This is a genomic window from Bacillus sp. S2(2019) (genome assembly GCF_005144805.1).
Classification (GTDB): domain Bacteria; phylum Bacillota; class Bacilli; order Bacillales; family Bacillaceae; genus Bacillus; species Bacillus altitudinis.
In genome coordinates this window covers 28,217-40,604 of record NZ_SWFL01000007.1, presented here as the reverse complement: position 1 = coordinate 40,604, position 12,388 = coordinate 28,217, and the positions used below count along the sequence as shown (strand labels likewise).

At 42.9% G+C, this 12,388-nt stretch carries 7 protein-coding genes; all 7 read left to right on the top strand.

What is annotated here, in order from left to right; translation table 11 throughout:
• The first annotated feature begins 107 nt into the window (after positions 1-107).
• On the top strand, positions 108-3,689 hold the full coding sequence (rpoB, locus tag FBF75_RS18770; RefSeq protein ID WP_007496297.1) for a DNA-directed RNA polymerase subunit beta: 3,582 nt from the start codon (positions 108-110) through the stop codon (positions 3,687-3,689).
• Between the two features lie 61 nt (positions 3,690-3,750).
• On the top strand, positions 3,751-7,350 hold the full coding sequence (gene rpoC, locus FBF75_RS18765) for a DNA-directed RNA polymerase subunit beta' (RefSeq protein ID WP_007496298.1): 3,600 nt from the start codon (positions 3,751-3,753) through the stop codon (positions 7,348-7,350).
• Positions 7,351-7,496: 146 nt separating this feature from the next.
• Positions 7,497-7,745: a 50S ribosomal protein L7ae-like protein gene (locus FBF75_RS18760; protein ID WP_008345416.1), complete on the top strand. Its 249-nt coding sequence runs from the start codon at positions 7,497-7,499 to the stop codon at positions 7,743-7,745.
• A 113-nt stretch (positions 7,746-7,858) separates the two neighbouring features.
• Positions 7,859-8,278 (top strand): 30S ribosomal protein S12, encoded by a 420-nt coding sequence (gene rpsL, locus FBF75_RS18755; RefSeq protein ID WP_003216962.1) that lies wholly within the window; start codon positions 7,859-7,861, stop codon positions 8,276-8,278.
• A 121-nt stretch (positions 8,279-8,399) separates the two neighbouring features.
• Positions 8,400-8,870: a 30S ribosomal protein S7 gene (gene rpsG / locus FBF75_RS18750; protein ID WP_003216884.1), complete on the top strand. Its 471-nt coding sequence runs from the start codon at positions 8,400-8,402 to the stop codon at positions 8,868-8,870.
• 54 nt (positions 8,871-8,924) lie between these two features.
• Positions 8,925-11,003, top strand: a complete 2,079-nt coding sequence (gene fusA, locus FBF75_RS18745) for an elongation factor G (RefSeq protein WP_007496301.1) — start codon at positions 8,925-8,927, stop codon at positions 11,001-11,003.
• 117 nt (positions 11,004-11,120) lie between these two features.
• Entirely contained in the window at positions 11,121-12,311 is a 1,191-nt protein-coding gene (gene tuf, locus FBF75_RS18740; RefSeq protein WP_007496302.1) for an elongation factor Tu, read from the top strand.
• Positions 12,312-12,388 lie beyond the last annotated feature (77 nt).

Here is a 12,388-nt window from a genome sequence, read left to right as displayed (position 1 = left end):
TAGAAACCCTTTTTTCTTTTGTCTTGTAAAAGTATTTCTTTACTGACATTTGAAAGACAGAAATACTTTTTACACATATAATACGCATGATTTGAGGGGTGAATCAGTTGACAGGTCAACTAGTTCAGTATGGACGACACCGCCAGCGCAGAAGCTACGCACGCATAAGCGAAGTGTTAGAATTACCAAATCTCATTGAAATTCAAACCTCTTCTTATCAGTGGTTTCTTGATGAGGGTCTTAGAGAGATGTTTCAAGATATATCCCCAATTGAGGATTTTACTGGTAACCTTTCTCTTGAATTCATTGATTACAGCCTAGGGGATCCTAAGTATCCTGTAGCAGAATCAAAAGAACGTGATGTAACTTACTCTGCTCCACTAAGAGTAAAAGTTCGTTTAATTAACAAAGAAACTGGAGAAGTAAAAGACCAAGATGTGTTTATGGGTGATTTCCCAATCATGACAGACACAGGTACTTTTATCATTAATGGTGCGGAACGTGTAATCGTTTCTCAGTTAGTACGTTCTCCAAGTGTATATTTCAGTGGTAAAGTAGACAAAAACGGTAAAAAAGGTTTTACTGCGACTGTCATTCCAAACCGTGGCGCATGGTTAGAATACGAAACTGATGCGAAGGATGTAGTCTATGTACGCATCGATCGCACACGTAAGTTGCCGGTTACGGTTCTTTTGCGTGCTCTCGGCTTCAGCTCTGATCAAGAGATTCTTGACCTCATTGGCGAGAATGAATACTTACGCAACACGTTGGAAAAAGACAATACAGAGAATGCTGATAAAGCACTTCTCGAAATCTACGAGCGTCTTCGTCCCGGAGAGCCGCCAACTGTTGAAAATGCGAAAAGCTTGCTAGACTCTCGCTTCTTTGATCCGAAGAGATATGACTTAGCAAATGTTGGACGCTACAAGATTAATAAGAAGCTTCATATTAAAAATAGACTATTCAATCAAAAATTGGCTGAAACGCTAGTTGATCCTGAAACAGGTGAAATCCTAGCAGAAAAAGGTCAAATTTTAGATAGAAGAGTGCTTGATAAAGTTCTTCCATACTTAGAAAACGGCATCGGATTTAGAAAGCTTTATCCAAACGGTGGCGTAGTAGAGGATGAAGTAGAACTTCAATCTATCAAGATTTATGCACCAACTGATCAAGAAGGCGAGCAAGTGATCAACGTGATTGGTAATGCATATGTAGAGGAAGCTGTGAAGAACATCACGCCTTCTGACATCATTGCTTCAATCAGTTACTTCTTTAACCTACTTCATGGAGTAGGTGACACAGATGATATCGATCACCTTGGTAACCGTCGTCTGCGTTCTGTAGGTGAACTTCTGCAAAACCAATTCCGTATTGGTTTAAGCAGAATGGAGCGTGTTGTTCGTGAAAGAATGTCGATTCAAGACACGAACACGATCACACCTCAGCAGCTGATCAACATCCGTCCTGTGATCGCTTCTATCAAAGAGTTCTTTGGTAGCTCTCAGCTTTCTCAGTTCATGGATCAAACAAACCCGCTTGCTGAATTGACACACAAACGTCGTCTATCAGCGCTTGGACCGGGTGGTTTGACACGTGAGCGTGCAGGAATGGAAGTTCGTGACGTTCACTATTCTCACTATGGTCGTATGTGTCCGATTGAAACACCAGAGGGTCCAAACATTGGTTTGATCAACTCTCTATCTTCATTTGCGAAAGTGAATCGCTTCGGATTTATCGAAACACCTTACCGTCGGGTTGATCCTGAAACAGGTAAAGTGACGCCGAGAATCGATTACCTAACAGCTGATGAAGAGGATAACTACGTAGTAGCACAAGCGAACGCTATATTAGGTGAAGATGGTTCGTTTATTGATGATAATATCATTGCTCGTTTCAGAGGGGAAAACACCGTTGTTCCTCGAAACCGCGTTGACTACATGGACGTTTCGCCGAAGCAGGTTGTTTCTGCAGCGACAGCATGTATCCCATTCTTAGAAAACGATGACTCTAACCGTGCTCTAATGGGAGCAAACATGCAACGTCAGGCTGTGCCTTTGATGCAGCCGGAATCACCGATTGTTGGTACAGGTATGGAGTATGTATCAGGTAAAGACTCTGGTGCTGCTGTGATCTGCCGTTACCCAGGTGTTGTAGAACGTGTTGAAGCGAAGAATATTTGGGTTCGCCGTTATGAAGACGTTGACGGACAACAAGTCAAAGGAAACCTAGACAAATACAGCTTGCTGAAATTTGTCCGTTCTAACCAAGGGACTTGCTACAACCAGCGTCCTATCGTAAGTGTTGGAGATGAAGTCGTCAAAGGAGAAATCCTTGCAGACGGTCCTTCTATGGAAAAAGGTGAATTGGCTCTAGGACGTAACGTCATGGTCGGCTTCATGACTTGGGACGGTTACAACTATGAGGATGCGATCATTATGAGTGAGCGCCTTGTAAAAGATGACGTCTACACTTCTATTCATATTGAAGAATATGAATCAGAAGCTCGTGATACAAAGCTTGGACCAGAAGAAATTACGCGTGATATTCCAAACGTTGGGGAAGATGCTTTACGCAACCTTGACGAGCGTGGAATCATCCGTATTGGTGCAGAAGTAAAAGACGGAGACCTTCTTGTCGGGAAAGTAACGCCTAAAGGTGTAACAGAACTAACAGCTGAAGAACGTCTATTACATGCAATCTTCGGTGAAAAGGCTCGTGAAGTACGTGATACGTCTCTACGTGTACCACACGGCGGCGGCGGAATCATCCACGATGTCAAAGTCTTTAACCGTGAAGATGGAGATGAATTACCACCAGGTGTTAACCAGTTAGTCCGTGTATACATCGTTCAGAAGCGTAAAATTTCTGAAGGTGACAAAATGGCCGGACGACATGGTAACAAAGGGGTTATCTCCAAAATCCTTCCAGAAGAAGATATGCCGTATCTTCCAGATGGAACACCGATTGATATCATGTTAAACCCTCTAGGGGTGCCATCTCGTATGAATATCGGTCAGGTACTTGAGCTTCATATGGGTATGGCTGCACGTTACCTAGGCATCCACATTGCGTCACCAGTATTTGATGGTGCTCGTGAGGAAGATGTTTGGGAAACGCTTGAAGAAGCAGGTATGTCCCGTGATGCGAAAACAGTCCTTTATGATGGTCGAACTGGTGAACCATTCGACAACCGTGTATCTGTTGGAATCATGTATATGATCAAACTGGCTCACATGGTTGACGATAAACTTCACGCACGTTCAACTGGACCATACTCACTTGTTACGCAGCAGCCACTGGGCGGTAAAGCACAGTTTGGTGGACAGCGTTTCGGAGAGATGGAAGTATGGGCACTTGAAGCTTACGGTGCAGCATATACACTTCAAGAAATCTTAACTGTAAAATCGGATGACGTTGTGGGTCGTGTGAAAACATACGAAGCGATCGTCAAAGGGGATAACGTACCTGAACCAGGTGTCCCTGAATCATTCAAAGTATTAATTAAAGAACTTCAAAGTTTAGGTATGGATGTGAAAATCCTATCTGGCGATGAAGAAGAGATAGAAATGAGAGATTTAGAAGACGATGAGGAAACGAAGAAAGCAGACGGATTAGCGTTATCTAATGACGAAGATGCTGCAGACCTCGCACCTGTCGATCTTGAACGTGACGCAGTCACAAAAGAATAGCAGAAACGATTAGAGCAAGTGACTAGGGTATAACCCGAAGATTAAAAGGGAGGTAGGCCCCTTGCTAGATGTGAACAATTTTGAGTATATGAACATCGGTCTCGCATCACCTGATAAAATCCGTTCTTGGTCTTTTGGTGAAGTGAAAAAGCCTGAAACGATTAACTATCGTACACTGAAACCGGAAAAAGATGGTCTCTTTTGTGAACGTATCTTCGGACCGCAAAAAGACTGGGAATGTCATTGTGGAAAGTATAAACGCGTTCGTTATAAGGGTGTTGTATGTGACCGTTGTGGTGTAGAAGTAACACGGGCAAAAGTCCGTCGTGAGAGAATGGGGCATATCGAACTGGCTGCCCCAGTTTCCCACATTTGGTATTTCAAAGGTATCCCAAGCCGTATGGGTCTTGTTCTAGATATGTCACCACGTGCGTTAGAAGAAGTGATTTACTTCGCTTCTTACGTCGTGACTGATCCGGGCAACACACCGCTTGAGAAGAAACAACTTCTTTCTGAGAAAGAATTCCGTGCTTATTTAGATAAATACGGTAACACCTTCCAAGCAGCTATGGGTGCAGAAGCAATTAACAAACTTCTTCAAGATATCGATCTTGTGAAAGAAGTAGATACACTCAAAGAAGAGCTAAAAACAGCTCAAGGACAGCGTCGTACACGTGCGATCAAACGCCTTGAAGTGTTGGAAGCTTTCCGTAACTCAGGAAACAAACCGTCTTGGATGATCCTTGATGTACTTCCGGTGATTCCACCAGAATTACGTCCAATGGTTCAGCTTGATGGCGGACGTTTTGCTACTTCTGACTTGAACGACCTTTATCGTCGTGTCATCAACCGTAACAACCGTCTGAAACGTTTATTAGATCTTGGCGCGCCAAGCATCATCGTTCAGAACGAGAAGCGTATGCTTCAAGAAGCTGTCGATGCCTTGATTGATAATGGACGTAGAGGCCGACCAGTAACAGGACCAGGAAATAGACCATTGAAATCTCTTTCTCACATGCTGAAAGGGAAACAAGGGCGTTTCCGTCAAAACTTGCTTGGTAAACGTGTTGACTATTCTGGACGTTCCGTTATCGTCGTTGGACCACATTTGAAAATGTATCAGTGTGGACTTCCGAAAGAAATGGCTCTTGAACTATTCAAACCATTCGTGATGAAGGAGCTTGTTGAAAAAGGATTAGCTCACAACATTAAGAGCGCGAAACGTAAGATTGAGCGCGTGCAGCCGGAAGTTTGGGATGTTTTAGAATCAGTGATTCGTGAGCATCCAGTCTTACTAAACCGTGCACCAACTCTTCACAGACTTGGTATTCAAGCGTTTGAACCTACACTTGTGGAAGGACGCGCAATTCGTCTGCATCCACTTGTATGTACTGCCTACAACGCTGACTTTGATGGTGACCAAATGGCGGTTCACGTACCATTATCTGCTGAAGCTCAAGCTGAAGCTCGTATCTTAATGCTTGCTGCTCAAAACATTTTGAACCCGAAAGATGGAAAACCTGTTGTTACGCCATCTCAGGATATGGTGCTAGGTAACTACTACCTTACACTTGAGCGTAAAGGTGCTATCGGAGAAGGTATGGTATTCAAAGATACGAACGAAGCCCTTCTAGCTTATCAAAATGGGTATGTGCATCTTCATACACGTGTAGCTGTTGCAGCTAACTCGTTGAAGAATGTGACATTCACTGATGAACAGCGTTCTAAATTGTTGATTACAACAGTTGGAAAACTAATCTTTAACGAAATCTTACCGGAATCATTCCCTTACATGAATGAGCCGACAAAGAGCAATATTGAAGAAAAAACGCCTGACCGCTTCTTCCTTGAAAAAGGTGAAGATGTCAAAGCTGCGATCGAGAAACAAGAAATCAATGCGCCGTTCAAAAAAGGTATTTTAGGTAAAATCATTGCGGAAATCTTTAAGAGATTCCATATCACTGAGACATCTAAAATGCTTGACCGCATGAAAAATCTTGGTTTCAAATACTCTACTAAAGCGGGTATTACGGTTGGGGTGTCTGATATCGTCGTATTGGATGATAAACAGAAGATCCTCGAAGAAGCGCAAGCAAAAGTAGATAACGTCATGAAGCAATTCAGACGTGGTTTGATTACTGAAGAAGAGCGTTATGAGAGAGTCATTTCGATCTGGAGTTCTTCTAAAGATGTCATCCAAGGTAAACTGATGAAGTCCCTTGATGAAGTCAACCCTATCTACATGATGAGTGACTCTGGAGCGCGTGGTAACGCATCTAACTTCACTCAGCTGGCTGGTATGCGTGGTCTGATGGCCAACCCGGCTGGACGTATCATTGAACTTCCGATTAAATCTAGTTTCCGTGAAGGTTTAACAGTATTGGAATACTTTATTTCCACTCACGGAGCGCGTAAAGGTCTTGCCGATACAGCTCTTAAAACAGCTGACTCAGGTTACCTCACGCGTCGTCTCGTTGACGTTGCGCAGGATGTTATCATCCGTGAAACAGATTGCGGTACAGACCGTGGAATCTTGGCGAAGTCCATTAAAGAAGGAAATGAAATTATTGAGAAACTTGAAGAACGTCTGATTGGACGTTTTGCAAGAAAACCAATTGTTCATCCTGAAACGGGCGAAGTCATTGTTGGCGAAAACGAACTAATTGATGAAGATAAAGCACTTGAAGTAGTTGAAGCAGGAATCGAGGAAGTATGGATCCGTTCTGCATTTACATGTAACACGCCTCATGGTGTATGTAAACGATGCTACGGCCGTAACCTTGCAACTGGTACTGACGTTGAAGTCGGTGAAGCAGTTGGAATCATCGCTGCACAATCGATCGGTGAGCCAGGAACACAGCTTACAATGCGTACGTTCCACACCGGTGGGGTAGCAGGAGACGATATCACTCAAGGTTTACCTCGTATCCAAGAGTTATTTGAAGCGCGTAATCCGAAAGGGCAGGCAACCATTTCTGAAATTGATGGTGTCGTTGCTGAAATTAACGATGTTCGTGACAAGCAACAGGAAATTGTGGTTCAAGGCGAAGTTGAAACTCGCTCTTACACAGCTCCTTACAATGCACGTCTGAAAGTTGTTGAAGGTGACAAAGTCACTCGTGGTCAAGTACTGACAGAAGGTTCAATCGATCCGAAAGAACTTCTTAAAGTGACTGATATGACAGCTGTTCAAGAATATCTGCTTCATGAAGTACAAAAAGTATACCGTATGCAAGGGGTAGAAATCGGAGATAAGCACGTAGAAGTAATGGTTCGCCAAATGCTTCGTAAAGTGCGTGTCGCTGATGCAGGGGATACAGATGTATTACCAGGCACACTTCTTGATGTACACCAATTCACAGAAGCGAACAAAAAAGTACTATTCGAAGGCAAACGTCCTGCAACAGGCCGTCCAGTTCTTCTTGGTATTACAAAAGCATCGCTTGAAACAGACTCATTCTTGTCTGCAGCATCCTTCCAAGAAACGACTCGTGTCCTAACAGATGCGGCGATCAAAGGAAAACGTGATGAACTGCTTGGCTTGAAAGAGAATGTCATCATCGGTAAACTTGTTCCTGCTGGAACTGGAATGCCAAACTACCGTAAAGTTAAGCCGGTTTCACAAGTGCAGCCGTCTGACGATATGGTTCCTGTAGAGTAATCTTTCTCTTAAGATTTCTATAAAAATCATCAAAAAATGGTGAAGGATGTCAAGATAATCTGTCAAACGATATTGACATCCTTCTGCCATGATGATAATATAACCAAGGTGCTCAAATTAAAACCTGTTACTTTGGAGGATATTCGATGTCTTATGATAAAGTATCACAGGCTCAATCCATTATTATTGGTACGAAGCAAACAGTAAAAGCTCTGAAACGAGATTCAGTGAAGGAAATCGTCGTAGCGAAAGATGCTGATCCTGCTTTAACCGCTAGTGTAATGAAACTAGCGCAAGAGAAGGGTGTAGACATTTTAGTGGTAGATTCCATGAAAAAGCTCGGCAAGGCCTGCGGAATTGAAGTTGGGGCAGCAGCTGTTGCCATTATGTTATAGCGTACTTGTTTTGTTTTTGCATGCTTAAAATGCAAAAGCATTGTTTTTTGCCTTTTGATGAACCACCTGGGTATGTGGGTTATAAAAAAAGTAATGAAGGGAGGAATAACAACATGCCTACAATTAATCAGCTAATACGCAAAGGACGCGTGAGTAAAGTTGAAAACTCAAAGTCTCCTGCACTTAACAAAGGATACAACAGTTTCAAAAAAGAGCACACTAACGTAACATCTCCACAGAAGCGCGGGGTTTGTACTCGTGTCGGTACAATGACACCGAAAAAACCAAACTCAGCACTACGTAAATATGCTCGTGTACGTTTGTCTAACCTGATTGAGGTAACAGCTTACATTCCTGGTATCGGACATAACCTACAAGAGCACAGTGTAGTACTTATCCGTGGCGGACGTGTAAAAGACTTACCGGGTGTACGTTACCACATCGTTCGTGGTGCGCTTGATACTGCCGGAGTTGACGGTCGTATGCAAGGACGTTCTAAATACGGAACAAAACGCCCTAAACAAAGCAAATAATATAAACAAACATAAGGGTTTTTAGAAGTTGAGTTCAGATCAGTGGAGTCAGGCAGCTGACAATGAAATTGAGATGAAAGACAGATAGAAATCCTTTTAAAAGAGAAGGGAGGCTATTCAGATGCCACGTAAAGGTCCTGTAGCAAAAAGAGATGTTTTGCCAGATCCAATTTACAATTCTAAACTTGTATCTCGTTTGATCAACAAAATGATGATCGACGGTAAAAGAGGAAAGTCACAAACTATTCTCTACAAGTCATTTGATATTATCAAAGAACGTACTGGTAATGAAGCGATGGAGGTTTTCGAACAAGCCTTGAAAAACATCATGCCAGTTCTTGAAGTTAAAGCACGTCGTGTAGGTGGAGCTAACTACCAAGTTCCTGTAGAAGTTCGCCCAGACCGTCGTACGACTTTAGGTCTTCGCTGGTTAGTAAACTATGCTCGTCTTCGTGGAGAAAAAACGATGGAAGAGCGTCTTGCTAACGAAATCCTTGACGCAGCTAACAACACTGGTGCTGCTGTTAAGAAACGTGAAGATACACACAAAATGGCAGAAGCGAACAAAGCATTCGCTCACTACCGCTGGTAGGATTTATACCAAACTAAAAAAACTATTCCCTAATAAGGAAGGAGAAATTACCCAATGGCAAGAGAGTTCTCCTTAGACAAAACTCGTAATATTGGTATCATGGCTCACATCGATGCCGGTAAAACGACAACGACTGAGCGTATCTTGTACTACACTGGTCGTATCCATAAAATTGGTGAAACTCACGAAGGAGCTTCACAAATGGACTGGATGGAGCAGGAGCAAGAACGTGGTATTACAATCACTTCTGCTGCTACTACAGCACAATGGAAAGGTTACCGTGTAAACATCATTGATACACCAGGACACGTAGACTTCACTGTTGAAGTTGAACGTTCTTTGCGTGTACTTGATGGTGCGGTTGCTGTTCTTGATGCACAATCAGGTGTAGAGCCTCAAACTGAAACAGTTTGGCGCCAAGCAACAACTTACGGAGTACCTCGTATCGTATTCGTTAACAAAATGGATAAAACCGGTGCGGACTTCCTTTACTCTGTAAGCACATTAAGAGATCGTCTTCAAGCGAACGCTCATGCAATTCAATTGCCGATCGGCGCTGAAGATCAATTCGAAGGAATCATCGACCTTGTAGAAAACGTAGCATACTTCTACGAAGATGACCTTGGAACTCGCTCTGATGCACAAGAAATCCCTGCTGAGTATAAAGACAAAGCTGAAGAGCTTCGCAGCAGCTTAATTGAAGCTGTCGCTGAGCTTGATGAAGAGCTTATGGAAAAATACCTTGAGGGTGAAGAAATCACAATTCCTGAATTGAAAGCTGCAATCCGTAAAGGAACTTTGAATGTTGAATTCTACCCAGTTCTTGTTGGATCTGCTTTCAAAAACAAAGGTGTTCAGCTTGTACTTGACGCTGTGCTTGACTACCTTCCTGCACCAACTGATGTTGCTGCAATCAAAGGTACATTGCCAGATACAAATGAAGAGGTTGTACGTGAGTCTACTGATGACGCACCATTCGCAGCTCTTGCATTTAAAGTTATGACTGACCCTTATGTTGGGAAACTAACTTTCTTCCGCGTATACTCTGGAACACTTGATTCTGGTTCTTACGTGAAGAACTCTTCTAAGAACAAGCGTGAGCGTGTTGGACGTATCCTTCAAATGCACGCAAACAGCCGTGAAGAAATCTCTACTGTATATGCAGGGGATATCGCAGCAGCTGTTGGTCTTAAAGATACATCTACTGGTGATACTCTTTGTGACGAGAAAAATCTTGTTATCCTTGAGTCTATGGAATTCCCAGAGCCAGTTATCGATGTAGCAATCGAGCCTAAATCTAAGGCTGACCAAGATAAAATGGGTATCGCTTTAGCTAAACTAGCTGAAGAGGATCCAACATTCCGTACACAAACAAACACTGAAACTGGTCAAACGATCATCTCTGGTATGGGTGAGCTTCACCTTGATATCATTGTTGACCGTATGAAGCGTGAGTTCAAGGTTGAAGCTAACGTAGGAGCTCCTCAAGTTGCGTACCGTGAAACATTCCGTTCTAGTGCAAAAGTTGAAGGTAAATTCGTACGTCAGTCTGGTGGACGCGGTCAGTTCGGACACGTTTGGATCGAATTCGAACCAAACGAAGAAGGCGCAGGCTTCGAATTCACAAATGCAATCGTCGGTGGGGTTGTTCCACGTGAATACATTCCAGCAATTCAAGCAGGTCTTGAAGATTCACTAGAAAATGGTGTATTAGCTGGATTCCCATTAATCGACATCAAAGCAAAATTATTCGATGGATCTTACCACGATGTTGACTCTAACGAAATGGCGTTTAAAATTGCTGCATCTATGGCATTGAAAAATGCTGTCAGCAAATGTAACCCAGTTCTACTTGAGCCAATGATGAAAGTAGAAGTCGTTATCCCAGAAGAATACATGGGAGACATCATGGGTGATATCACATCTCGTCGTGGACGTGTAGAAGGTATGGAAGCTCGCGGTAACGCTCAAGTTGTTCGCGCTATGGTTCCACTTTCTGAAATGTTCGGATATGCAACTGCACTCCGTTCTAACACACAAGGACGCGGTACTTTCACTATGCACATGGATCACTACGAAGAAGTGCCTAAGAGCATCAGTGAAGAAATCATCAAAAAAAATAAAGGTGAATAATTGATTTTGCCTTTAAACTAAAGTATAACTACTATTGAAGATCAGAAAGTGGGAGGTAACTCTTCACTTTCTATCACTCATACCAAATACAATGAACCTTTAAGGAGGATTTTTAGAATGGCTAAAGAAAAATTCGACCGTTCCAAATCGCATGCTAACATTGGTACAATTGGACACGTTGACCATGGTAAAACAACTCTAACTGCTGCTATCTCAACAGTTCTTCATAAGAAATCTGGTAAAGGTACAGCTATGGCTTATGACCAAATCGATGGTGCTCCAGAAGAGCGCGAGCGTGGAATCACAATCTCAACTGCACACGTTGAGTATGAAACTGAAACTCGTCACTATGCACACGTAGACTGCCCAGGACACGCTGACTATGTTAAAAACATGATCACTGGTGCTGCTCAAATGGACGGCGCGATCTTAGTAGTATCTGCTGCTGATGGTCCAATGCCACAAACACGTGAGCACATCCTACTTTCTCGTAACGTAGGTGTTCCTTACATCGTAGTATTCCTTAACAAATGTGACATGGTTGACGATGAAGAGTTACTTGAACTTGTTGAAATGGAAGTTCGTGACCTTCTTTCTGACTATGACTTCCCTGGTGACGATGTACCAGTTATCAAAGGTTCTGCTCTTAAAGCTCTTGAAGGTGATGCTGATTACGAAGCAAAAATCTTCGAACTTATGGATGCGGTTGATGAGTACATCCCAACTCCAGAGCGTGACACTGAGAAGCCATTCATGATGCCAGTTGAGGACGTATTCTCAATCACTGGTCGTGGAACAGTTGCTACTGGTCGTGTTGAGCGTGGACAAGTTAAAGTCGGTGACGAAGTTGAAATCATCGGTCTTCAAGAAGAAAACGGTAAAACAACTGTTACAGGTGTTGAAATGTTCCGTAAACTTCTTGACTATGCTGAAGCTGGTGACAACATCGGTGCACTACTTCGTGGTGTATCTCGTGAAGATATCCAACGTGGTCAAGTACTTGCTAAACCAGGTACAATCACTCCACATAGCCGTTTCAAAGCTGAAGTTTATGTACTTTCTAAAGAAGAGGGTGGACGTCATACTCCATTCTTCACTAACTACCGTCCGCAGTTCTACTTCCGTACAACTGACGTAACTGGTATCGTACATCTTCCAGAAGGTACTGAAATGGTAATGCCTGGCGATAACACTGAGATGGAAGTTGAACTTATCTCTACTATCGCTATCGAAGAAGGAACTCGTTTCTCTATCCGTGAGGGTGGACGTACTGTAGGTTCTGGCGTCGTTTCTACTATCATTAAGTAATAACAGTTAAAAGAGACTCCTTGCAAAAGGGTCTCTTTTTTTGCTTTTCCAGTGCATAACGGCTACTATAAGCTATA

Coding starts and splice junctions, on each gene's coding strand:
- fusA (WP_007496301.1), top strand. CDS start 8,925: ATGGCAAGAGAGTTCTCCTTAGACAAAACTCGTAATATTGGTATCATG.
- FBF75_RS18760 (WP_008345416.1), top strand. CDS start 7,497: ATGTCTTATGATAAAGTATCACAGGCTCAATCCATTATTATTGGTACG.
- tuf (WP_007496302.1), top strand. CDS start 11,121: ATGGCTAAAGAAAAATTCGACCGTTCCAAATCGCATGCTAACATTGGT.
- rpsG (WP_003216884.1), top strand. CDS start 8,400: ATGCCACGTAAAGGTCCTGTAGCAAAAAGAGATGTTTTGCCAGATCCA.
- rpsL (WP_003216962.1), top strand. CDS start 7,859: ATGCCTACAATTAATCAGCTAATACGCAAAGGACGCGTGAGTAAAGTT.